The following is a 21,085-nucleotide window of genomic DNA, read 5'->3' as shown; positions in this document are numbered from 1 at the left end:
CAGGGGATGAGGGCGGTTCGACTGGGTGAGCCGGTTGTCGACCGGCCCTTTCCTTCCCTCATCCGTCAGCGCTTCGCGCTGCCACCTTCTCCCCCGAGGGAGAAGGTGAAGGGTCACTCCGTCAGGCGCAGCGACTTCTCCTTGCAGAGGTCGATGCCGTCATTGTCGCTCTCGCTCTCGTCGCTGAACTTGCCGAGCAGATAGTAGCTGCAGCCGGCCGGCTTGTTGAGCTTGACCATGGCGCTCTTGCCGGGAGCCAGCGGCTTGGCGAGCTTGCCGACGAGCCGGGCCTGCTCACCCGTGGTGGTGATCTCCAGCGACTCGAGCGGCACGGTACGGGCATTGGTGATCTTGATCTGTGCCGGCGGGCGCGATTGCGCCAGCGCCGGCACGATCGGCAGCAGCGCGAATGCGCAAGCGGCGGGAAGAATGCGTCGAAGCATCATGGGCGTCTTCTCCAGGCTTCAGCCCTTAAAGGCTTTAGGCCAGTCTGACATCGCAGTTGCGACGAGAACAAGGCCTGATCGGTGCCTGTTCATGGCGCCGGCGTCCGGTTGCAGACGGCGCGGACGTCGCCGATCCTGCGGCGGGGGAGCGGAGATTCCGGGCTTGTGACCATGCAAACTGCCGAAGATGTCGCTGCCAGGATCGTCGAGCGGGCCGGTGACCGGCGCCGCGTCGTCGTTGGGCTCGCCGGTGCTCCGGGGGCTGGCAAGTCGACGTTGAGCGAGCGTCTGCTCGCAGCGCTGCCAGCCGGCGAAGCGGCGCTGGTGCCGATGGACGGCTTTCATTTCGACAATGCCGTGCTCGACGCGATGGGATTGCGCCAGCGCAAGGGCGCGCCTGAAACCTTCGACTGCGCCGGGCTTGCGGCGACGCTCCGGCGCATTCGCTCGGGCGAGGGGGATGTGGCGGTGCCGGTCTTCGATCGCCAGGCCGATCTTGCCCGCGCTGGCGCGGCCATCATTCCGGCCGATGCGCGTTTCGTACTGGTCGAGGGCAACTACCTTCTGGTCGACCGAGCGCCATGGTCGGAGCTCGCGCCGCTCTTCGAGCTGACCATCTTCATCGACGTGCCGATCGCCGAACTAGAGCGCCGTCTGCTCGCGCGCTGGACCGATCTCGGTCGCAGCGAGGAAGCCGCGCGCGCCTGGGTCGAGGGCAACGACCTGCCCAATGCGCGGCTGGTTGTCGAAGGCAGTCGCTCAGCCGATATCATCTGGAAGAATGGCTTCGCCACACGCTGATCGGCTTCAAGATCAAGCGCTGGTCGTCCCGGACGCAGCGAAGCGGAGATCCGGGGCGACAGCATCATCGCAAAAGCGACTTCGGTAATTTCATCTCCCGCCCCCTGCATTCCCCGGAGAATCCGCCTATATCGGCGGTTCCATTTGGAAGCATTTCAATGTCCTCGCCTGCTACGCCGGTTCCGGCGCCCCTCGCGCGCCAAGCCGTGCTCCAGCCCGGCTCCGGCTTCATCGCAACGTTCCAGGCGCTCTGGCCCTATCTCTGGCCGCCGGAGCGGGCCGATCTGCGCCAGCGCGTCGTCGCTGCCTTCGTGCTGCTGGTGATCGGTCGGCTCGTGCTGATGGGCGTGCCCTTCACCTTCAAGTGGGCGACGGATGCGCTCGCCAACAACCCGACCTCGCTGTCGAACTGGCTGCCCTTCCTCGTCGGCGCACCGCTGGCGCTGACGGTGATCTACGGTTTTGCCCGCGTCGGCTCGGCCGCCTTCGTGCAGCTGCGCGACGCGATCTTCGCGCCGGTCTTCATGCATGCGGTGCGAACGCTGGCGCTGCAGACCTTCGGCCATCTCCACCATCTCTCGCTGCGCTTCCATCTCGAGCGCAAGACCGGCGGCCTGACGCGGGTGCTCGAGCGCGGCCGCAACGGCATCGAGGAGATGGTCCGCCTCGGCCTGAACCAGCTCGTGCCGGTGATCATCGAGGTCACGCTGATCATCACCGTACTGCTCTGGCTGTTCGACTGGCGCTATGTCGTCGTGCTGGTCGTGATGGTGGTGGGCTACATGGCCTACACCATCAAGGCCACCGAATGGCGCATCGCCATCCGCGCCCAGATGAACGAGTCCGATACCGACGCCAACGCCAAGGCGATCGACTCGCTGCTCAACTACGAGACGGTGAAGTATTTCGGCGCCGAGGCGCGCGAGACGGCGCGCTACGATCTCTCCATGGCGCGCTATGAGCGCAACTCGATCAAGGCCTACACCTCGCTCGCCTGGCTGAACTTCGGCCAGGCCGCGATCTTCGCGGCGGGCCTCACCATCTCGATGGTGATGTGCGTGCGCGGCTTCCAGGCCGGCACCAACACGGTCGGCGATTTCGTGCTGATCAACGCCATGCTGATCCAGCTCTATATACCCCTGAATTTCATGGGCACCGTCTACCGCGAGATCAAGCAGGCGACGCTCGACATCGAGCAGATGTTCTCGCTGATCGGCCGCGATCCGGAGATCCAGGATCGGCCGGGGGCTCCGGCGCTCGACGTCCACGCCGGCACCGTCACCTTCGAGGATGTCCATTTCGCCTATGTGCCGGAGCGGCCGATCCTGCGCGGGGTCTCCTTCGAGGTGCCCGCCGGCAAGACCATCGCGATCGTCGGCCCCTCGGGCGCCGGCAAGTCGACGATCTCGCGCCTGCTGTTCCGCTTCTACGAGCCGCAACGCGGCCGCATCCTCATCGACGGCCAGGACATCGCCGCGGTGCAGCAGGTCAGCCTGCGCTCGGCGATCGGCATGGTCCCTCAGGACACGGTGCTGTTCAACGACACTATCGAATACAATCTGCGCTATGGCCGGCCCGAAGCGACTCAAGGCGAGATCGAGGAGGCCGCGCGCCTCGCCCAGATTGACCGCTTCATCAAGTCGCTGCCGGAAGGCTACCAGACCTCGGTCGGCGAGCGCGGCCTCAAGCTCTCGGGCGGCGAGAAGCAGCGCGTCGCCATCGCCCGCACCATCCTGAAAGGGCCTCCGGTGCTGGTGCTCGACGAGGCGACCTCGGCGCTCGATTCCTTCACCGAAAAGGAGATCCAGGACGCGCTCGACCGGGTCAGCGAGGGCCGCACCACGCTGGTGATCGCCCACCGGCTCTCGACCGTGGTCAACGCCGACGAGATCATCGTCCTCGACAAGGGCGTGATCGTCGAGCGCGGCCATCACCGCGACCTGCTCGCCGCCGACGGCGTCTACGCCGCGCTTTGGAACCGCCAGCGCCAGGTGGACGAGGCCAAGGCGACGCTGCAGCGCGCGACCCAGGAAGAGGGCGAGAGCGTCCGGGTCAGCCTGACGCAGTGAGGTTCTAACGCCGCGCGAAGGAAATTTGCGCGGCGTCGTTGATTCCTGCCCAGAATGACGCATATCGAATTTACGACGCTAGCATAGGCCGGGGCGCCCCGGCCGAGGTGGCCTTCGGGTCGTCGCTTGCTTCTTTCCGGCGTGCACGCCGCTACGGCGTCGCAGCTCCTTTCTCCGTCCCATTCCGCAATCCAGGCGCACGCAGCGCCCGACATACGAGGCGCGCGGCCCCAATCCCGGAGCCCGACCATGATCATCGCCGGCTACGCCCTTCTGGCGCTCGGCTACACGCTTCTGGCCATCGCCACCCTGAGCGGCATCGGCCACTGAAGAAGACCCCGCCCCGGAGCTAAGGCTCCGGGGCGGCGGCTTCCGGAAAGAGCGCTGTCGGTTGTGGACGATCGATCAAGCGACCGGCTGAAGCCGATGATATGCACGGGACTTTCGCGGGAGGAGCCGGGGCATGTCGCTTGCCGACAAGGCGCTTTGGGTGATGGAGCGCAATTCCAGCCGGGAACTGACGCTGGGCTCGATCGCGGCGGCTTGCAACGTCTCGCGCTCGCACCTCGCCAATGCCTTCGGGACGGCGAGCGGCTGGCCGGTGATGGCCTATCTGCGGGCCCGGCGATTGAGCGAGGCCGCCAAGCGCCTTGCCGCTGGCGCGCCCGACATCCTCTCGGTCGCACTTGAGTTCGGCTATGGCTCGCACGAGGCTTTCACCCGCGCTTTTCGTGACCAGTTCGGCACCACGCCGGAGGAGATTCGCAACACTGGCAGCACCGAGCGGATCGACCTCGTCGCACCGCTGCGGTTGACCAACGGACGCGCCAGGACTCCGGTCCCGACTGTTCGGGAGCTGGGTCGGCTGCGCCTCGTCGGCCTGTCAGCCCCGTGCTCCTATGAATCGGCGATCGGGATACCGGCGCAATGGCAGTCATTCATGTGCGACCACTATGCCGATATCCCCGACAAGGCTCCGGGCATACCGATCGGCGTCTGCCGCGCGCCCGATGAGGATGGCTGCTTCGAGTACATGTGCGCCACGGAGGTGAGCTCGGCCGCTCCGCCGCGAAAGCCGCTGGCCTATCTGGAGACCGAGCCCCGAACCTATGCCGTTTTCGAGCATCGCGACCACGTCTCGACGATCTTCGACACCTACACGGCGATCTGGAACGAGGCGCTGCCCGCCGCCGGGCTCAATGCGGCGAACGGCCCCGTCCTAGAATTCCACAACGACGCCTTCGATCCGAGCACCGGGCTCGGCGGCCTGCAGATCTGGATCCCCCTGGAGCGCGAGGGAGGTGGGAGATGAGTGCGCCGGAAACGGTCAAGGAGGCGGTACAAGCGAGCCGCACGGCTTCCAACAGCTCGACCCTCGCCGGCTATGAAGGCTGTGCCGACGACTACGCGGCAACAACGGCGCCCAAGCCGCGGGCTGACGACCAGCCGGCGCTTGTCGAACTGCTGAAGCTCGTCCCGCCGGGCAGCCATCTGCTCGAGATCGGCTCAGGTCCGGGCTGGGATGCCGACTGGCTCGAGGAGCGGGAGCTTGCCGTCAGGCGCACCGATGGAGCGCAGTCCTTCGTGCAGTTGCAGGCGGGGCGCGGCCGCCGAGCCGATCTCCTCGACGTTATCCGCGATCCACTCGGCGGCCCTTATGACGGCGTCGTGGCGCTGTACGTGCTCCAGCACGTCGAGCGCGAGATCCTGCCTTCGGTCCTCGCCAGGATCGCGGAGGCGATCCGCGAGGGCGGCGTCTTCCTGCTCGCGCTTCGGGAAGGGCAGGGCGAGAGCGTCGAAATCGGCACGAAGGGCAACGCGTATTACGTCGCCCTGTGGCCGCGTTCCGAGATCATCGCGATTCTCGCAGCACTCGGGCTCGGCTTGCACTGGTCGCACTCGTTCGAGGGCCGCGACGGCCGCTGGCTGACTGCGCTGTTCTGGAAAGGCACGCTGGCATGAGCCGGAAAGCCTGGCTGCTGTTCCTCGCCCTCGGCGTGATCTGGGGCGTGCCCTATCTGCTGATCCGGATCGCCGTCGCCGATTACCACCCGGTCATCGTCGCCTTCGGCCGCGCTGCCATCGGCGCGCTGGTGCTGCTGCCCTTCGCGCTGCGCGGCAAGGGCATCATGTCGGGCTTCCGCCGGCCCGGCTGGCTGATCCTCTACACGCTCGTCGAGATCAGCGGCCCGTGGTTCCTGATCGGCTTCGCCGAGACGCGGGTGACGAGCTCGCTGGCAGGCCTGATCATCGCGCTGACGCCGATCATCGCCGCGGTCCTGGGCGTCGTGCTCTCGCAGGAGCGGCTCGGGATCGGGCGGCTTGCCGGGCTCGGCCTCGGCCTGGCCGGTGTCGTCGCACTGCTCGGCTTCGACGAGCAGCCGGTCGAGCTCTGGCCGGCGCTGGCGCTGGGGCTGAGCGCGCTCGGCTATGCCATCGGCCCGATCATTGTCGTGCGCAAGCTCGCCGAGGCGGAGGCGAGCGCGGTGGTGGTCGTTTCACTGATCGTCGCTGCGATCCTCTATCTCCCTTTCGTTCCGGCTCTTTGGCCTGCCCGGATCACGCTCGATGCGAGCCTTGCGGTGGTAGCCCTCGCCGTCGTCTGCACGGCGCTGGCCTTCCAGCTGTTGTTTGCGCTCATCGCCGAGGTCGGCGCGGCCCGAGCGACCGTGATCGCCTATCTCAATCCCGCGGTGGCGGTGCTGCTCGGAGTGCTTGTGCTAGGCGAGCCACTGTCCGCCGCCTTATTGGTCGGGTTCCTGCTGATCCTCGCCGGTTCTTACTTCGCCACGGCCCGCCAACAGCGCACCAGTGCGCCTGCTGTGGCTGCGGAGCCATTCAGTTGAGAACTTTTCCATAAGCCTCTCGCCAGCACGCCCCACGATTGGCAGTATGGCTTGCAGAGCCTGGCTGTGGGCTCGCTGCGGTTGAAGCGGGGGGCTTTGCCATGTTCGTGCTCGATCCAACCACGCTGGTGGGCTTCCATACCTGGCTCAGCCTGATCGCGATCGTCGCCGGGTTCCCGATGACGGCCGCCCTGCTGAAGGGCCATCTCAGCCCGCGCTGGAATGGCATCTATCTCTCGACTGCCTTCGCGTGCAGTGCCACCGGCTACGCCTTCCCCTTCGACAGGGTGCTGCCCTCGCATATCGTCGGCGCGGTGTCGCTTGTGCTGATCGTGCTTGCGGGGCTGGCGCTCTACGCCTTCGCCCTGCGCGATGTCTGGCGGCGGATTTACGCGATCACCGCGGTGCTCTCGTTCTATCTGCTGATCTTCGTGCTGATCGCCCAGCTCTTCCTCAAGGTGAACGTCTTGCACGATATGGCGCCGACGCAGAGCGAGCCGCCCTTCGCGATCGCCCAGGTGCTGGCGCTGATCGTCTTCCTGATCCTGACCCTGCTCGCGGCGCGCCGTTTCGGCGCGGGCGTGGCTGCGGCGAGAACGGCATAAAAAAGGGCGGCCCGGAGGCCGCCCAAGTTCTCACCATGCTGGTCTTCTGATGCTGCCTCAGTTGCGGTCGACGTCGACGATCTCGCCGCGCGCGTTGATTTCGACTCGCAACTCTTCGCCGCGCCTGTCGGAGCCGTCGATGACCCAGACATTGCCGCTCCAGCGGGCCTGGTCGATCTCGGAAACGCCGTTGCGGCGCGCGATCCTGATCGCCTCGCGTTGCGAGATCATTTCGTAGCGCGCGCTACCATAGCTGCCCCGGTCATAGCCTTGGCGATAATCGTCCGGCTTGTACGTGCCGCCCCGATGGGGTGCATTGTCGTAGCTTGTCGGCCCGCGCTCATATTTCGGAACGCTGTTCTCCGGCCTCAGGTCGACACCTTGCGCCATCGCCGCGACAGACGATAGCGCCAACGCGCCAGCCACCAATCCAGTCTTCAGAGGTTTCATACTCATCCTCCACGGGTCGATGATGTGTACTGATATAGAAACCGCCGTGCTTGTCAGACGTTCCAAGATCTTTCGTGACGTTTCTGAGGCAAATATTTAATCCGCCCGATAAACTAGCCATGCCCGCCGATGATCGGCAGGATTTCGCCGGTGATGTAGCTCGAGCAGTGTGGTGAGGCGAGGAAGACATAGGCCGGGGCGATCTCCTCGGGCTGGGCCGGCCGCTTCATCGGCACTTTCGAACCGAATTCTGCCACGGCGTCGGCCGGCCGATCCGACGGGTTGAGCGGCGTCCATACCGGGCCGGGCGCGACGGCGTTGACCCTGATCCCGCGCGGCAGCAGATGCGCCGCCAGCGACCGGGTGAAGGCATGAATGCCACCCTTGGTCGTGGCGTAGTCGATCAACTCCTTGCTCCCCTCCAGCCCGACGACCGAGCCGGTGTTGACGATGGCGCAGCCCTTGCCGAGATGCGGCAATGCCGCCTGCGTCAGATGGAAATAGCCGTGCAGATTCGTGCGGATCGTCGTGTCGAAATGCTCTTCGCTTAAGTCCTCGAAGCGGGGGGAGTGCACTTGGAAAGCAGCGTTGTTGACGAGGATATCGAGCCCGCCGAGCGCCTTCACCGTCTTCGCCACGGCATCGCGGCAGAAGGCTGAATCGCGGATGTCGCCGGAGATGGCGATGCCCTTGCGGCCCTCCTTCTCGATCGCGGCGAGCGTTTCTCTCGCATCGGCGTTCTCGCCAAGATGCAGGATCGCGACATCGGCGCCCTCGCGGGCGAACAGCACTGCCACCGCCCGGCCGATGCCGGAATCGCCGCCGCTGATCAGCGCGACCTTGCCGTCGAGCTTTCCAGAGCCCTTGTAGAAGGGCGCATCGTACATCGGTGCCGGATCGAGCGCCGACTCCGAGCCGGGCTTGGCCTGGTGCTGGGGCTTGAACGGCGGCGCGGGATAGACTCTGGCGCCGGCTTGCACCGCGCCATCCTTCTGCTTCGATGGCCGAGCGTCGGCGCGGGCGATGTCCTTCTGGATTCGCCGCTGCTGCTTGGCGGCGGTTTTCACCGATTTGGGCGCCTTGTCGTCTTTGCGCTTCGCGGCGGTCTTGGCCATCCGAGCCTCCTTGCGTGCTTTCCCTGTTGCTTTGGGCAACGTGTCGCTGCCGGCTCTGTTCCGCGCGCCGCGGCATCCAACGCCCTTGCGGCCAAGCGACTTCTGGGCAAGCTCGACCGCAACCGGAATCCGGCGGCAGGGAGGGGGCATGGCGCTCGAGGCGGATGTGGTCATTGTCGGGGCCGGCCTTGCCGGCCTCGTCGCCGCGGCCGAATTGGCGGATGCCGGCCGCAGGGTCGTCATCGTCGACCAGGAGCCGCGGGCCTCGCTCGGCGGCCAGGCGCACTGGTCCTTCGGCGGGCTCTTCCTGATCGATTCGCCCGAGCAGCGGCGCCTGCGGATCAGGGATTCGCTCGACCTCGCCCGTCAGGACTGGTTCGGCTCGGCCGGCTTCGATCGCGACGACGACCATTGGCCGAAGCAATGGGCGGACGCCTATCTCGACTTCGCCGCCGGCGAGAAGCGCAGCTGGCTGCACCGGCAGGGCATGCGTTGGTTCCCGGTCGTCGGCTGGGCCGAGCGCGGCGGCTATCTCGCCACCGGCCATGGCAACTCCGTGCCGCGCTTCCACGTCACCTGGGGTACGGGCCCGGGCGTGCTCGAGCCCTTCCTGCGCCGCGTCGCGGATGCTGAGAAGAACGGGCTGATCAAGCTTTGCTTCCGCCACCGCGTCACCGGCCTGACGCACAGCGGCGGCGCCATCGACGGCGTCGAGGGCGAGGTGCTGGAGGAGAGCGCGGTCGAACGCGGGCAGGCGAGCTCCCGGACGGTGACCGGCACTTTCGCGATCAAAACGCAGGCCGTGATCGTCGCCTCCGGCGGCATCGGCGGCAATCACGATCTCGTCCGCCGCAACTGGCCGCAACGCCTTGGCGAGCCGCCAAAACACATGCTCTCCGGCGTGCCTGCCCATGTCGACGGCAAGATGCTCGGTGTGGCCGAGGCGGCTGGCGGCCGCCTGATCAATGGCGACCGGATGTGGCATTATGTCGAGGGCATCGCCAACTGGGCGCCGATCTGGCCGGCGCATGCGATCCGCATCCTGCCCGGCCCGTCCTCGCTCTGGTTCGATGCCCGGGGAAACCGCCTGCCGGCGCCGCTCTTCCCGGGCTTCGACACGCTCGGCACGCTGGAGCATCTGCGTCGGACCGGCTTCGACCATTCCTGGTTCGTCACCAGCCGCAGCATCGTCGCCAAGGAGTTCGCGCTCTCGGGCTCGGAGCAGAACCCGGACCTCACCGGGAAGAGCTGGCGCCAGGTGATCCAGCGTGCCCGGGCCGGCATGCCGGCGCCGGTCCAGGCCTTCCTCGACAAGGGCGAGGACTTCATCGTCGAGGCCGACTTCTCGCGACTGGTCTCCAGGATAAACGATCTCGGTGGCGCCGGGCTGATCGACGAGACGCATCTGCGGGCACAGATCGAGGCGCGCGACCGCGATGCGCAGAACCCCTATGGCAAGGATCTGCAGGTCACGGCGTTGCGGGGCGCCCGCGCCTATCTCGGCGATCGGCTGATCCGCACGGCAAAACCGCATCGCATCCTCGACCCGGCCCACGGCCCGCTGGTCGCGGTCCGCCTCAACATCCTGACGCGCAAATCGCTGGGCGGGCTGATGACCGATCTCTCGGCGCGCGTGCTGGGGCAGGGCGGCGAGCCGGTGCCGGGACTCTACGCGGTCGGCGAAGCCGCCGGCTTCGGCGGCGGCGGCCTGCACGGCTATCGCGCGCTGGAGGGCACCTTCCTCGGCGGCTGCATCTTCTCGGGACGCGTGGCGGGGAGGGCGGCGGCGAAGGCGGTTGGATAGGATCGATTGTCGCGCGGTCCCCGCGCCTCTTTCGCAAAAGCCCGCAAAAGCCTAAACAGCTACGCCGTCTTGCGGCCTCAACCCCGCCGCGAAGGCGCTGCCAGATGCGCGCGCCGCGCCAACAAGAGCAACAGGACTTTACGCCCATGTCTCTCGTCGACTCCGTCCGCCGGACGATCGTGCCGATCCACAAGGAAGGCTATGTCTTCATCGCCATCGGCGTGGTGGCGACGCTGGTGCTCGGCCAGCTCTGGGGACCCTTCGGCTGGATCGGCACGCTGATCACGCTGTGGATCTGCTATTTCTTCCGCGACCCCGTCCGCATTGTGCCTCAACGCGAGGGGCTGGTGATCTCGCCGGCCGATGGCCGCATCAGCCAGATCGCCACCGCGGTGCCGCCGCCGGAGCTGGAGCTGCCGGCCGAGCCGATGACGCGCATCTCGGTGTTCATGAACGTCTTCGACTGCCATGTGAACCGCAGCCCCGTCGCCGGCCGCCTCACCAAGATGGCCTATACGCCCGGCCTCTTCCTCAATGCCGAGCTCGACAAGGCGAGCGAGGACAATGAGCGCAACGCGCTGGCGATCGAGACGCCAGCCGGCACCATCGCGGTCGTCCAGATCGCCGGGCTTATCGCCCGCCGCATCGTCCCCTTCGTCAAGGAAGGCGACCCGCTCGGCCAGGGCGAGCGCTTCGGCCTGATTCGCTTCGGCTCGCGCGTCGACGTCTATCTGCCGCAGGGCGTCGTCCCGCTGGTCGGCGAGGGCCAGACCGCGATCGCCGGCGAGACCGTGCTGGCGGATTTCTCGGGCAACGACATCGGCCGGGCGTTCCGGGGTATTTGAGTTTCGAGGAAGGGCGCGGGAAGCCCTCTCTCGTGTGGGAGAAGGGTAGGGATGAGGGCCTGCCCCAGCCGTAGAAATTGCGGCGGCAGCCACCTCACCCTGACAGTCAGCGGTGGTCCCTCACCCGTACCCCTCTCCCACACGGGAGAGGGAAACCCGCGCCTGCCCATTCCCTCTCACCTTAAAACCGCGTATTCCCGCTGATATGAGCGACCTCTTTCCGCCTTTCGAACCCGAGCGCGTCGAATCGAAGCGGACCCGCTTCAAGGCGATCCCGTTCCGGCTGATCGCGCCCAATGTCGTGACGCTGATCGCCCTTTGCCTGGGCCTGACCGCAATGCGTCTCGCCGTCGACGGCAAGTTCGAATCGGCGACAATCTGCATCCTGGTCGCGGCCCTGCTCGATGGCATCGACGGGCGCCTTGCGCGCCTGCTCAAGGGCACGTCGCGCTTCGGTGCCGAGCTCGATTCGCTCTCGGACTTCGTCTGCTTCGGCGTCGCCACCGGCTTCGTGCTCTGGACCTTCGTCCTGCACGATCTGCGCTCCTTCGGCTGGATCATCGTGCTGACGCTGGCCTGTGCCATGGCGCTCAGGCTGGCGCGCTTCAACGTGATGATCGACGATCCCAACCGGCCGGAATGGCAGAAGAACTTCTTCGTCGGCATGCCGGCCCCAGCCGGCGCGATCACCGCCATGCTGCCGTTCTACCTGGAGTTCGTCGGCATGCCGGTGAGGGAGTACGGCGCTCCCTTCGTCGGCCTCTACATCCTGTTCATCGCCTTCCTGACGATCTCGCGCATCCCTTGCTATGCCGGCAAGACGCTCGGCACCCGCGTTCCGCGCGATCAGGTGCTGCCGATCTTCGTCGCCGTCGTCGTCATCGCCGGCCTGCTCTTCGCTTATCCGTTCGAGATGCTGGCGCTGGTCGTCGCGGCCTACCTCGCGCTGATCCCAGTCAGCGTGGCACGCTATCGCAAGCTGGAGCGCGAGTACGACGCCACGGCAGCGCTGCCGACGGTCGCCGAGCCGGTGCTTGAGACGGGCTCAGAACCCAAGGCTTAACGACGCTTCGACAGCCGGCTGGCATTGGCGCGGGTGCGCCGCGAGAACGGCTCCAGCGTGCTGTGGACGGCCTTGGCCGTCGCTTCGCCGAGCCCGTTCGGGGTCAGCGGGTTGAGCGCCATGCTCCACCAGAACAGGGTCGCGGCATGGCCGATGGCGAAGCTGCTCTCGGCCAGGGCCGCGGCCTTCTCGACCACCGCCTTGCTGGCCTCGCGCTGGCCCCTAGCGTCGCCGAGGGCGCCCTTGGCCAGGATCGGCATCCGCATGGCAATGGTGAGCCCGGCATCGACCTGCATCGCGACCATCTGGGCAAGGACGCTTTGCGCGTCCGCCGCCAGAGCGACGGTCGAGGCAGATCCAGTTCGTGACGCCATGGCGAAAGCTCTCCGGTGACGAGAAGGGGGCCGTGTAGGCCGAGCCTTGCGGGTCGCCGCCACGCCCGCTTGTCTGATGTGGCAAGCTAAACGGGTTAGTGCAATCCGGAACCATGCATGGCGACGCTCAAATTCTGCGCATTGCACAGGAGATGCGGCCACCCCACGCGCGAGCGGCAGGACAACCAGTTGGCCGGGCTTCCGCGGAGAGGGTCTGGACATAGAGGGCTTGGGATATTCCGCAACTGGCTCTAAAGCCTTGCGGGAAATCGTCCCGGACGCGCAGCGAGCCGACACTTGAATCTCTTCAGCTCCCAGAAGCCGCCGGGCTGGCGCCCGAAGCTGGTCCTGGCCTCGGCCTCGCCGCGGCGCCTTGCCCTGCTCGAACAGGCCGGACTCAAGCCCGACGCACTGTTGCCCTCCGATCTCGACGAGAGCCCGCTCAAGGGCGAGCGCCCGCGCGATCTCGCCCGCCGGCTCGCCCGCGCCAAGGCCGAGGCCGGGCTTGCCGGGCTGAAAGGGCGGCCCGATCTCGAAAGTGCCTATATCCTCGCCGCCGACACCGTGGTCGCTGTCGGCCGGCGTATCCTGCCCAAGGCCGAGATCGTCGACGAGGCCGCAGCGTGCCTGCGCCTGCTCTCGGGTCGGGCGCACCGGGTCTATACCGGTGTCGCGCTGGCGACGCCGGCGGGCACGATCCGCGAGCGCATCGTCGAGACGCGGCTGCGCTTCAAGCGACTCTCGAACGAGGATATCGAGAACTACCTCGCCTCGGGCGAATGGCGCGGCAAGGCCGGCGCCTATGCCATCCAGGGCATCGCCGGCTCCTTCGTCGTCAAGCTCGTCGGCTCCTATACCGGCGTTGTTGGCCTGCCGCTCTACGAGACGGTCAATCTGCTCGGCGGCGAGGGCTTCCCGATCCGCCTCGGCTGGCTGAATGTCGGCTGAGCGGGCGTAGGCCAGGCGATCATGGTTCTGGTCTGGCTGTCGCCGCTGATCCTCTTCCTCGGATTGATCCTGTCCGGGCGTTCGGCGCTGACCGCCGGGCTGGCCGGCACGCTCTGCGCCGCGCTCGTCGCCTACATCGCTGGCCCCAGCCAGCCCGACGCCGCTGCGATCATCGGGCATTTCGCCGCCGGAGCCTGGATCGGCCTGCCGGCGACACTGGTCATCATCGCGGGGCTCGCCTTTTCCCTCAGCCTGGAGAAGGCAAGCGATAACGCCGACCCGGCCCTGCCCGAACATGGCGCGCTCGCCGAGGCCTGCCTGCTGCGCGGGCCGTTCCTGGAGACCGCGACCGGCTTCGGCGTCGGCTATGTCGTCGCCGTTTCCGGCGCCCGGCGCCTCGGCGTCGACAAGGCGCCGGCACTGGCGCTCGCCACCTTCAGCCAGATCCTGGTGCCCTGGGGTGCGCTCGGCATCGGCACCAGGATCAGCGCCGATATCGCCGGAGTCCCGCTCGCGGCATTGATCTGGCGGATCGCGCTGGCGACGGCGCTGCTCGGGGCGGTGCTGCTGCCGCTGTTCTGGCGCCTGTCGCGGCAGGCCAGGCTGCCGCCCGCGCTCTCCGACCGCCTCGAATGGGCCGGCCTGATCGCGTTGCTGATGGCCCTGCTCGTCGCCGCGAATCTCACTCTGCCGCTGGAACTCGCTGCCATCGCGGCGCTGGCGCCGGTGATGCTGCTGCGTGTCCTGCGCGTGAAGGGCTGGGCCGGGCTCGATCGGGCACTGCTGGCGCGTTTGTCGCCCTATATCGCTCTTGTCGTCGCACTGGCGCTGATGCGGCTGGTGCCGGCGGTCCATGACCGGCTCGAGCATCCGTCCTTCAAGCCGTTCGCCGACGCCTCGACCTTCGCGCCGCTGCTCTCGCCGGCGCTGCCGCTGCTCGTCATCGCGCTCGTGGTCGCCCTGCGCCGGGGCGGGGCGAAGCAGGCGACCACCCTGATGAAGCTGACGCTGCGGCGTTCGGGGCGGGCGGCGCTGCTGACCTTCCTGCTCGTCGGCATGGCCTGGATCATGGTCGGCTCCGGCCTTGCCGGCGGCATCGGGCTCGCCGTCAGCAGCGTGCTCGGTTCCTGGTCGGCCGGGATCGTCCCGGTCGCGGGGGCGCTCGGCGGCTATCTCACCGGCTCGAACACCGGCGCCGGCGCGGTCTCGATGCCGCTCGCGACCGCGCTCGTCCCGGCCGGTGAAGCGAGACTGGCGGTGATCGCCGCCGCGGTCGTCGCCGGCAGCCTGCTCACGGCAGTCAGCCCGGTCCGCGTCACCATGGGCCAGGTCCTGATCAAGGCGACGACGCCTGAGACCGGGCAGGCAATGCGCGCGCTCTGGCCCTGGTTCGTGCTGGTCGTCGGCCTCACCACCGCCATCGCGCTCGCGGCCGCGCAACTCGCCTGAGCGCTGTCCACGCGCATGCCGGCTTGCATGCCATGCGCTTGCTCCGGCCGCGGCGAGTGCCGATGGTGGCGCCAACGGCAAGCAAGCGTGCAGGGCAGGGAACATCGCCATGACGAAACGTCTCGAAGGCAAGGTCGCGATCGTCGCCGGCGCGGGCTCGATCGGCCCGGGCTGGGGCAATGGCAAGGCGACGGCGACGGTGTTCGCCCGCGAGGGCGCCAGGGTCGTCTGCGCCGACCGCAACCTCGAGGCTGCGCAGGAGACCGCGAACATCATCGCCAGCGAAGGCGGCGAGGCCTTCGCGATCCGCACCGATGTCACCAGCGAGGACGATCTGCGTGCGCTGGTCGAGGCGACATTGGGCCGTTACGGCCGCATCGACGTGCTCGACAACAATGTCGGCATCGCCGAGGTCGGCAGCGTCGTCGACCTGCCGCTGGAGACCTGGGAGCGCGTCTTCAAGGTCAACCTGACCGGCTGCTTCCTGGCGATGAAACATGTGATCCCGGTGATGCAGCGCCAGTTCGCCGAGGGCGGGCAGGGCGGCTCGATCATCAACATCTCCTCGATCGCCTCGATCCGCCACACCGGCGTGCCCTATGCCAGCTATGGCGCCAGCAAGGCGGCGATGAACCAGCTCACCCGCACCACGGCGGCCCAGTACGCTCCGCAGAAGATCCGCGTGAACGCCGTGCTGCCCGGGCTGATGAAGACGCCGATGGTCGAGCATTCGGCCGGGCTCGCCCAGACCTATGGCAAGGGCGACGTCGCAGCGATGTGGGCCAAGCGAGACTCGCAGGTTCCGATGGGCCACATGGGCGAGGCCTGGGACGTCGCCTGGGCGGCGCTCTTCCTCGCCAGCGACGAAGCGCGCTATGTCACCGGCATCGAGCTTCCAGTCGATGGCGGAGTGACCTTGCAATATGGCGCCTGAACAACCCGAGAATCCGGCCCCGCCTGCGCGGCCTTGCCCGATCTGCGGCAAGGAGGCCGTGCAGCGCTTCAAGCCGTTCTGCTCGTCCCGCTGCGCCGATATCGACCTCGGCCGCTGGCTCAAGGGCAACTACGTGATCCCAGGCGACCCGCTGGAGGAGACCGAGGAAGCACCGACGCGGCAGGGCGAGGACAGCTAGAGCATTTTCGAGCGAAGTGGACGCCGGTTCGCGGGAAGAAAATGCGATAAGACAAAGATGTAGAGCAGTTCCGCGATTCGGAGAATTGCGGAACCGCTCTAATGGAAAGGCCCGGCGTTTCCCTCTCGGGAGGACGCCGGGCCATTCGCTGACCGGCCGCGCGACGGGTCAGGACTTTTCGGTGGGCTCATCGCCCTGAATTCCGCCTCCCGCGCGATCGAACTGCCGGTACATCCGCGGCGTGCTCGAGATCGGCGGTAGGCACGGCGCCATCGCTGGCGCCGCCGCATCAACCCGACTACCGCGCTTTGGTTCCGGGGCTTGTCAGCATCTGCGTTGCCGCGTTCGCGGCCAGCCTGGCGCGAAGCGGCGTTCAGGCCGCGCGCAGTGAAAAGAGGCCGTCTCAGCCCCGATTTTCGATCCCCTTGCCGGAGAGGTCGAAATTTTCCCACCGGCAGGATCGTTTGTCGGCTGGACAGCCCATGCCCATGCCTCTATATCGCCTCCACCAACCGAAGCGCGGCGCGCTTCGCGGGACGCCCAGGTAGCTCAGTTGGTAGAGCATGCGACTGAAAATCGCAGTGTCGCTGGTTCGATTCCAGCCCTGGGCACCATTCTTCCTTCGAGCAGTTTCGATGGCGCCCAAATTGCCAGGGCTTTCAGTGCGTAATGGCGCATACTGTGGGCTGGGTTACTAAGTTCATCGATATCAATGCGGAAGTCGGCCAAGCTTGCCTTCGCTTCCTGTGTTTATTCTCATAATGTTCTATTGAGCGGCGAACATGTCAGGATTCGCCGCCTTCCCCCAACCGCGCTCATCGAAGATCGGCTCCACGATCTCCTGATGCGCGGCCGACAACTGCTGCAATCGCCCGATCGGACGAAACGACAGCTGGCCCTGCTATTCCTTCTAAGCGGCGAACGCCTCGCTAGCGATCGGGTAGTCGGCCGAGGCAGCGATGGCTGTTGTGCTCACCTCCTCGACAAATCGCACGACGCCCACTGCGCCACTCACCGCCCACTCGTCGGCCTGGCCGCCCCAGCCGGATCGGTGGCGAGCGGTGCGGTATGGTGGCCGGGCAGCACGACGGTGTTGCCGGCAGCGTAGAGCAAGCAGGAGCCGGTCGCTCCGTCGCGGGCCGGATCGTCGTTGCAGACCTTCAAGGCCTCGGTCTCGGCCGCGAGGGCGCTGGCCGCCCCGGTCCTGACGAAGATGCGGCCGAGCGGGTGGATCGCCATCGCCTTCGGTTCGCGCGCCCGGCCATAGCCGGCGATGTCGGCTTCCTTGCGCCGTTCCGCCGTGATCGCCGGCACCTTGTCGGGGCGATAGGGGCCCTCGTGGCGCAGCCGCTCCATGTCCCGGCGCGGCCACTCCCCGCCCTGTTGCGGCGTGCGGAACGCCTCGTTCACGGCGAACAGGACGCAGGGCTCGTCGTTGCGAAGCTGGCAGCGTTCCAGGGCCAGTTCCTCGGCCGCAGCGGCTGAGGGGCTCTCGGCGACGCGAAAGCTCCGCTGCTGCTTCGGCGAGATGGCGATGGCGCGGTGCTGCTTGCTCTCCTGGTAGGCCTGCAAGGCGCGCACCTGCGCTTCGAGGCGCCCGCGGGGAACCGTGCGGTCGAGGCTCAGGACGCTGAGCAGCAGCGCCTCGCGCCCCTCGGGCGTTGCCGGATCGAGCGCTGTCGCGCTGCTTGCGTCGGGGCGGCGCAGGTCGGGCGAGCGATTGCGCTCCATCTCCTCCAGCCGGTTGCGCGCCAGCGAAGCGAAGACGCCGGCCGGGAAGCGCGCCAGATAGGCGCGCAGATCGGCCGGGTTGCGGCTGCTGCGCACGCTTTCCCAGAACACCGTCTCGGCGCCGGGCACTGCTGTGCCTGGGGCCTGAGCGGCAGCGGAAGGGGCTGCCGCCGGAGCCGGCGTAGAGGCGGCTGCGGCGCGGAAATAGAAACTGCCTTCCAGGGCGGAGTTCTCCCACGGCACCTGGCGCCCCTGCGTCGCCTCGCGGACCTCGCGCCTGACCTCGGCCATGAGCTGGCGAATCTCCAGCCCCGGCGTCTCGATGCGCTTCAGCAGGGCGGTGGTGAAGGGGCTGTTCCGGCCGCGACCGTCATCGGCCACCGTGCCGGGCGCGGTGGCGAAAGCGAGCAGCGTCCCGACCGTTGCACTCGCCTGGCCGAGCCCGGAGGCAGCCGGCGCGCCGCGACCCGAGGCCTGCAGGCGCTTGCGGAAGGGATTGTCGCGGCAGGCATCGAGAACGAGGATCGAAAGCCGCGCCGCGCCGTCGAGCTGTTCGAGCACGCTGTCGACATCGAGCGCCTCGAAGCGCAAATCGCGGTCGCTGCGGATCTCCGCCGGCGCGGGCAGGAGCCAGTTGCGCCCGGACGCCTCGAGTCCGTGGCCGGCGAAGAAGAAGAACGCTGCATCGGCGCCGCGGGCCCGCTGGCCGAGGCGCCTGACCCCTGCTTCCAGTGCCAGCCGATCAGGGTCGACCAGCGTTTCCGTCTCGAAGCCGAGGCGGTCGAGCACCGCGCCGAGGTCCCGCGCATCGTTCGGCGGGTTGGGGAGCGCGGGCACGTTGCGATAGGCGCCGACGCCGACGATCAGAGCAACGCGGCGCTCTTGCTGCGCGACGGCGGCCGAGGCCGTGAGAAGCAATCCGAAGACGAACAGAGACAGCCGGTGACAGGCCTCCCGGCGGCGCCACAGTCCCGTCAGCCCATTGCCGAACCGCATGGCGCGACCCCAGCTCGCAACCTTTCCGCCAGAGTCGCATTTCGGCAGGCGGGCCGCAACACGCGATGTCCCGGGCCTCCTAGAGCAACTCCAGCTGAAGTGTGGAGCGGTCTTGCGTCCGGAATTGCGAGGAAGCGAAGCGGTAGAGAATTCGCGAGCGAAGCGGCCACCGGATCGCGCGAAGAAAATGCGATGAAACAAAGGCTTGGAACAAGTCCGTGACTCGAAGACTTGCGGAGTTGCTCCAGGCTGTCAGGAGAGGCGCCTGTCCTGCAACTCGGCGATGCGCTCGATCATGTCGCGGTGCTCGGCCAGCAGCTCCTGCAGCGGACCGATCGGCCGGAACGCCCGCTGGTCCTGCTCTTCCTCGCCTTGCTCGGCCCAGGTGGCGATCGCCTCGTCGGCGGCGGCGAGATGGTCGACCGACAAAACGAGCGGTATGGCGCCTGCCTCCTCGGCGAGGCGTCTCGCGATCTGACGGCGCAGCTCCTCCTCGCGTTGGAGCATCGGCTCGAGCGGGTCGGTATAGGGCATCTATCGAACCTTGCTTGGATGCGGTGGTCTTGGCGGCAGGAACTACGCGTGGCAACAGCTTGCTCTCTCGCGCGTTCAGGCCGCACGGGCAATCGTCACGCGGAGGGGAACCATGAGCCTCGATGAGCTGAGTTTCGACATCTGGGCCGAGGTCGACCTCCTGCTGCGCCTGCTGGCCGGGATGGCGGCCGGGATCGTCGTCGGCTGGGAGCGGACCGGCAGGCAGAGCGCCGCCGGCATTCGCACCTTCGGGCTCGTCGGCCTCGGCACGGCTGCTGCCGCGACCATCTTCAGCGAACCGCAGCAGATCGACGCCGCCAGCCGCGTGGTGCAGGGGATCCTCACCGGCATCGGCTTCCTCGGCGCCGGCGTGATCGTACTGCGCAAGGGCCACTCCGCGCCGCAGGGCCTGACCACGGCGGCGGCGATCTGGGTTACCGCGGCGCTTGGCTGCGCTGCCGGGCTCGGCGATCATGCCGTCGTGGCGTCGGCGACCGTGCTCGCGCTGGGGCTGCTGATCGTGGATCATTCGATCGAGCGCCGGGCCGGCCGGCCAGATCGCGTGCAGGGCAGTGGCGACGGAGTTGCGTGATCGGGCTGAAACCGCCCAGCCGACCGCTTTGGCTTGCTGTCAAATTGGAGAATTTTTTAAGTAAAATCAATATTTTAAGGGAAAATACTCACTTCGCGCGCAATGGCGCGCGTCGCGGATGCTGTCGACGGGGCGCGTTCAGCCTTGCTTCGGTCGTCCGAATCTCCCGTCATTTCTCATCACAGAATCGCCTTCTTTCTTAAGCAAAGGCGCCCATCCTTCCGACTGCCGATCCCGCGCTCTCCCCTTAGCAAGGCGGACCATGATGTGGTTTCGACCATGACGATGCCTGCCTTCATCACGGCATGGGCGGGCGTTGTCGCTCTGCTCGCCGGAAGCGTGCCGAGCGCTGCCAGGGCCGATCAGCTCGCGGCGCGGACCCGCGGGCCGGCGTCGCCGCCGCCGGCATTCCTCGATTTCTGCGCCAGGAACCCGGTGGAATGCCGCCGATCCGGCGTTCTGACGCGGCAGGTTGTGCTGACGCCGGAGCGCCAGCGCGACCTGCAGGAGGTCAATGCGCGGGTAAACGCCGCGATATGGGAAATCTCCGACCGGGAGCATCATGGCCGTGAGGATGTCTGGAGCATCCCGGCCGACGGGCAGGGCGATTGCGAAGATTTCGCGCTGTTGAAGCGCAAGCACCTGATCGAGCGCGGCTGGCCGTCATCGGCCCTGCTGATCGCGGTCGTCGGCACGCCCGCTGGCGAGGGACACGCGGTGCTGATGGCGATAACCTCCGAGGGGGATCTCGTTCTCGACAACAAGACCTCCCGCCTGCTGCCCTGGACGCAAACCGGATATCTGTTCTTCACCCGCATGTCGCAGTCCAATCCCCGCGCCTGGGAAGCGATCGATGGCGGCACTATCGCCGTGACCGCCGCGACCCGCCGCTCGTATCGTCCCTGAGCGGGCCGCTCGCCGAGAATGCCCCGTCCGGTAAGACGGGGCATGTCATGACGTGTGCGCTCCGATCCGCGCCGGCTGCCGGCCGAAGGCGCTCGCATCGTTCGCCTGGGAACGCGCACGATCCGGCCGGGCTGGCACACGGCCCGGCCGAATGGAGCTGCCGCGTCAGCGGCTGAGGCCGCCACCGTGGCCACCACCACCGCCACCGCCGCCGTGGCCACCACCACCGCCGCCGTGGCCACCGCCACCGCCACCATGGCCACCGCCACCGCCACCGCCGCCAAGGCCGCCGCCGCCGTTGCCACCGTGGCCTCCGCCGTTGCCGCCACCGTTACCGCCGTGACCTCCACCTCCGCCATTGCCGCCGTGGCCTCCGCC

23 protein-coding genes and 1 tRNA gene are annotated in these 21,085 nt (G+C 67.5%); 18 read left to right on the top strand and 6 right to left on the bottom strand.

Going from position 1 to position 21,085, the window contains the following annotated elements:
• Positions 1 to 113 precede the first annotated feature (113 nt).
• The gene (locus BMZ21_RS05500; RefSeq protein ID WP_091830699.1) at positions 114 to 446 is read right to left on the bottom strand and encodes a hypothetical protein; all 333 of its coding nucleotides are present in this window, start codon (positions 444 to 446) and stop codon (positions 114 to 116) included.
• 171 nt (positions 447 to 617) lie between these two features.
• Here BMZ21_RS05500 and BMZ21_RS05495 point away from each other — a divergent pair, with 171 nt between their 5' ends.
• The 7 genes from BMZ21_RS05495 (at position 618) to BMZ21_RS05470 (ending at position 6,767) form a co-directional block, all read left to right on the top strand.
• Positions 618 to 1,247: a nucleoside triphosphate hydrolase gene (locus tag BMZ21_RS05495; RefSeq protein WP_091830697.1), complete on the top strand. Its 630-nt coding sequence runs from the start codon at positions 618 to 620 to the stop codon at positions 1,245 to 1,247.
• A gap of 158 nt (positions 1,248 to 1,405) precedes the next feature.
• On the top strand, positions 1,406 to 3,316 hold the full coding sequence (locus BMZ21_RS05490; protein ID WP_091830695.1) for an ABCB family ABC transporter ATP-binding protein/permease: 1,911 nt from the start codon (positions 1,406 to 1,408) through the stop codon (positions 3,314 to 3,316).
• A gap of 126 nt (positions 3,317 to 3,442) precedes the next feature.
• A complete protein-coding gene (locus tag BMZ21_RS29850; protein ID WP_143079657.1) occupies positions 3,443 to 3,646 on the top strand; it encodes a hypothetical protein in 204 nt (67 codons plus the stop codon).
• A 133-nt stretch (positions 3,647 to 3,779) separates the two neighbouring features.
• Positions 3,780 to 4,628, top strand: coding sequence for an AraC family transcriptional regulator (locus tag BMZ21_RS05485; protein ID WP_091830693.1), 849 nt, complete (start codon positions 3,780 to 3,782; stop codon positions 4,626 to 4,628).
• Positions 4,625 to 5,278, top strand: a complete 654-nt coding sequence (locus BMZ21_RS05480) for a class I SAM-dependent methyltransferase (RefSeq protein WP_091830691.1) — start codon at positions 4,625 to 4,627, stop codon at positions 5,276 to 5,278. The genes BMZ21_RS05485 and BMZ21_RS05480 overlap by 4 nt, the downstream gene beginning before the upstream one ends.
• Entirely contained in the window at positions 5,275 to 6,162 is an 888-nt protein-coding gene (locus BMZ21_RS05475; RefSeq protein WP_091830688.1) for a DMT family transporter, read from the top strand. Before BMZ21_RS05480 ends, BMZ21_RS05475 begins: the two co-directional genes overlap by 4 nt.
• Before the next feature lie 101 nt (positions 6,163 to 6,263).
• Positions 6,264 to 6,767 carry a hypothetical protein gene (locus tag BMZ21_RS05470; RefSeq protein ID WP_091830686.1) on the top strand — a complete coding sequence of 168 codons (504 nt, stop codon included), beginning with the start codon at positions 6,264 to 6,266 and terminating at the stop codon, positions 6,765 to 6,767.
• 57 nt (positions 6,768 to 6,824) lie between these two features.
• On the opposite strand, the gene BMZ21_RS05465 is transcribed toward BMZ21_RS05470, so the two are convergent.
• Both BMZ21_RS05465 and BMZ21_RS05460 read right to left on the bottom strand, forming a co-directional pair.
• Positions 6,825 to 7,283, bottom strand: coding sequence for a hypothetical protein (locus BMZ21_RS05465; RefSeq protein WP_167561542.1), 459 nt, complete (start codon positions 7,281 to 7,283; stop codon positions 6,825 to 6,827).
• 47 nt (positions 7,284 to 7,330) lie between these two features.
• Positions 7,331 to 8,332: an SDR family oxidoreductase gene (locus BMZ21_RS05460; protein WP_091830682.1), complete on the bottom strand. Its 1,002-nt coding sequence runs from the start codon at positions 8,330 to 8,332 to the stop codon at positions 7,331 to 7,333.
• 148 nt (positions 8,333 to 8,480) lie between these two features.
• Here BMZ21_RS05460 and BMZ21_RS05455 point away from each other — a divergent pair, with 148 nt between their 5' ends.
• The 3 genes from BMZ21_RS05455 (at position 8,481) to BMZ21_RS05445 (ending at position 12,044) form a co-directional block, all read left to right on the top strand.
• Positions 8,481 to 10,136: an FAD-binding dehydrogenase gene (locus BMZ21_RS05455; RefSeq protein WP_091830680.1), complete on the top strand. Its 1,656-nt coding sequence runs from the start codon at positions 8,481 to 8,483 to the stop codon at positions 10,134 to 10,136.
• Positions 10,137 to 10,240: 104 nt separating this feature from the next.
• The gene (locus BMZ21_RS05450; RefSeq protein ID WP_091830678.1) at positions 10,241 to 10,981 is read left to right on the top strand and encodes a phosphatidylserine decarboxylase; all 741 of its coding nucleotides are present in this window, start codon (positions 10,241 to 10,243) and stop codon (positions 10,979 to 10,981) included.
• 205 nt (positions 10,982 to 11,186) lie between these two features.
• On the top strand, positions 11,187 to 12,044 hold the full coding sequence (locus tag BMZ21_RS05445; RefSeq protein ID WP_091830675.1) for a CDP-alcohol phosphatidyltransferase family protein: 858 nt from the start codon (positions 11,187 to 11,189) through the stop codon (positions 12,042 to 12,044).
• On the opposite strand, the gene BMZ21_RS05440 is transcribed toward BMZ21_RS05445, so the two are convergent.
• Complete coding sequence (locus BMZ21_RS05440; RefSeq protein WP_143079655.1) at positions 12,041 to 12,418, bottom strand: hypothetical protein; 378 nt, start codon at positions 12,416 to 12,418, stop codon at positions 12,041 to 12,043. The genes BMZ21_RS05445 and BMZ21_RS05440 overlap by 4 nt on opposite strands.
• A gap of 297 nt (positions 12,419 to 12,715) precedes the next feature.
• On the opposite strand from BMZ21_RS05440, the gene BMZ21_RS05435 reads away from it, so the two are divergent.
• From BMZ21_RS05435 to BMZ21_RS05415, 5 genes are all read left to right on the top strand, one after another.
• On the top strand, positions 12,716 to 13,366 hold the full coding sequence (locus BMZ21_RS05435) for a Maf-like protein (RefSeq protein WP_091830671.1): 651 nt from the start codon (positions 12,716 to 12,718) through the stop codon (positions 13,364 to 13,366).
• 21 nt (positions 13,367 to 13,387) lie between these two features.
• The gene (locus BMZ21_RS05430) at positions 13,388 to 14,815 is read left to right on the top strand and encodes an L-lactate permease (RefSeq protein WP_091830669.1); all 1,428 of its coding nucleotides are present in this window, start codon (positions 13,388 to 13,390) and stop codon (positions 14,813 to 14,815) included.
• A gap of 109 nt (positions 14,816 to 14,924) precedes the next feature.
• Entirely contained in the window at positions 14,925 to 15,749 is an 825-nt protein-coding gene (locus tag BMZ21_RS05425; protein WP_091830667.1) for an SDR family NAD(P)-dependent oxidoreductase, read from the top strand.
• Positions 15,739 to 15,948, top strand: a complete 210-nt coding sequence (yacG, locus tag BMZ21_RS05420) for a DNA gyrase inhibitor YacG (RefSeq protein WP_091830665.1) — start codon at positions 15,739 to 15,741, stop codon at positions 15,946 to 15,948. The genes BMZ21_RS05425 and yacG overlap by 11 nt, the downstream gene beginning before the upstream one ends.
• A gap of 538 nt (positions 15,949 to 16,486) precedes the next feature.
• Positions 16,487 to 16,562, top strand: a tRNA-Phe gene (locus BMZ21_RS05415).
• A gap of 397 nt (positions 16,563 to 16,959) precedes the next feature.
• On the opposite strand, the gene BMZ21_RS05410 is transcribed toward BMZ21_RS05415, so the two are convergent.
• Positions 16,960 to 18,675, bottom strand: a complete 1,716-nt coding sequence (locus BMZ21_RS05410) for a caspase family protein (protein WP_091830662.1) — start codon at positions 18,673 to 18,675, stop codon at positions 16,960 to 16,962.
• Positions 18,676 to 18,927: 252 nt separating this feature from the next.
• Complete coding sequence (locus BMZ21_RS05405) at positions 18,928 to 19,209, bottom strand: hypothetical protein (protein WP_091830660.1); 282 nt, start codon at positions 19,207 to 19,209, stop codon at positions 18,928 to 18,930.
• Between the two features lie 112 nt (positions 19,210 to 19,321).
• Here BMZ21_RS05405 and BMZ21_RS05400 point away from each other — a divergent pair, with 112 nt between their 5' ends.
• The 3 genes from BMZ21_RS05400 to BMZ21_RS30565 all read left to right on the top strand — a co-directional run.
• Positions 19,322 to 19,801 carry an MgtC/SapB family protein gene (locus BMZ21_RS05400; protein ID WP_091830658.1) on the top strand — a complete coding sequence of 160 codons (480 nt, stop codon included), beginning with the start codon at positions 19,322 to 19,324 and terminating at the stop codon, positions 19,799 to 19,801.
• 102 nt (positions 19,802 to 19,903) lie between these two features.
• Positions 19,904 to 20,707 (top strand): transglutaminase-like cysteine peptidase, encoded by an 804-nt coding sequence (locus tag BMZ21_RS05395; RefSeq protein WP_244543717.1) that lies wholly within the window; start codon positions 19,904 to 19,906, stop codon positions 20,705 to 20,707.
• A gap of 186 nt (positions 20,708 to 20,893) precedes the next feature.
• Positions 20,894 to 21,085, top strand: a 192-nt coding sequence (locus BMZ21_RS30565; protein WP_208862227.1) for a hypothetical protein, incomplete at its 3' end; no start/stop codon positions are given.

The organism is Allobosea lupini, from assembly GCF_900109525.1.
Classification (GTDB): domain Bacteria; phylum Pseudomonadota; class Alphaproteobacteria; order Rhizobiales; family Beijerinckiaceae; genus Allobosea; species Allobosea lupini.
Note: the sequence above shows the minus strand (reverse complement) of the source record. Positions and strands in the feature narration are given on the sequence as shown.

Excerpts from the sequence above, each read along its gene's own strand:
- BMZ21_RS05450 (WP_091830678.1), top strand. The coding sequence starts at position 10,241 with ATGCGCGCGCCGCGCCAACAAGAGCAACAGGACTTTACGCCCATGTCT.
- BMZ21_RS05475 (WP_091830688.1), top strand. The coding sequence starts at position 5,275 with ATGAGCCGGAAAGCCTGGCTGCTGTTCCTCGCCCTCGGCGTGATCTGG.
- BMZ21_RS05440 (WP_143079655.1), bottom strand. The coding sequence starts at position 12,418 with ATGGCGTCACGAACTGGATCTGCCTCGACCGTCGCTCTGGCGGCGGAC.
- BMZ21_RS05430 (WP_091830669.1), top strand. The coding sequence starts at position 13,388 with ATGGTTCTGGTCTGGCTGTCGCCGCTGATCCTCTTCCTCGGATTGATC.
- BMZ21_RS05480 (WP_091830691.1), top strand. The coding sequence starts at position 4,625 with ATGAGTGCGCCGGAAACGGTCAAGGAGGCGGTACAAGCGAGCCGCACG.
- BMZ21_RS05490 (WP_091830695.1), top strand. The coding sequence starts at position 1,406 with ATGTCCTCGCCTGCTACGCCGGTTCCGGCGCCCCTCGCGCGCCAAGCC.
- BMZ21_RS05485 (WP_091830693.1), top strand. The coding sequence starts at position 3,780 with ATGTCGCTTGCCGACAAGGCGCTTTGGGTGATGGAGCGCAATTCCAGC.
- BMZ21_RS05455 (WP_091830680.1), top strand. The coding sequence starts at position 8,481 with ATGGCGCTCGAGGCGGATGTGGTCATTGTCGGGGCCGGCCTTGCCGGC.
- BMZ21_RS05405 (WP_091830660.1), bottom strand. The coding sequence starts at position 19,209 with ATGCCCTATACCGACCCGCTCGAGCCGATGCTCCAACGCGAGGAGGAG.
- BMZ21_RS05400 (WP_091830658.1), top strand. The coding sequence starts at position 19,322 with ATGAGCCTCGATGAGCTGAGTTTCGACATCTGGGCCGAGGTCGACCTC.
- BMZ21_RS05460 (WP_091830682.1), bottom strand. The coding sequence starts at position 8,332 with ATGGCCAAGACCGCCGCGAAGCGCAAAGACGACAAGGCGCCCAAATCG.
- BMZ21_RS05500 (WP_091830699.1), bottom strand. The coding sequence starts at position 446 with ATGATGCTTCGACGCATTCTTCCCGCCGCTTGCGCATTCGCGCTGCTG.
- BMZ21_RS05425 (WP_091830667.1), top strand. The coding sequence starts at position 14,925 with ATGACGAAACGTCTCGAAGGCAAGGTCGCGATCGTCGCCGGCGCGGGC.
- BMZ21_RS05395 (WP_244543717.1), top strand. The coding sequence starts at position 19,904 with ATGGCGCGCGTCGCGGATGCTGTCGACGGGGCGCGTTCAGCCTTGCTT.
- BMZ21_RS05445 (WP_091830675.1), top strand. The coding sequence starts at position 11,187 with ATGAGCGACCTCTTTCCGCCTTTCGAACCCGAGCGCGTCGAATCGAAG.
- BMZ21_RS05495 (WP_091830697.1), top strand. The coding sequence starts at position 618 with ATGCAAACTGCCGAAGATGTCGCTGCCAGGATCGTCGAGCGGGCCGGT.
- BMZ21_RS05410 (WP_091830662.1), bottom strand. The coding sequence starts at position 18,675 with ATGCGGTTCGGCAATGGGCTGACGGGACTGTGGCGCCGCCGGGAGGCC.
- BMZ21_RS05470 (WP_091830686.1), top strand. The coding sequence starts at position 6,264 with ATGTTCGTGCTCGATCCAACCACGCTGGTGGGCTTCCATACCTGGCTC.
- yacG (WP_091830665.1), top strand. The coding sequence starts at position 15,739 with ATGGCGCCTGAACAACCCGAGAATCCGGCCCCGCCTGCGCGGCCTTGC.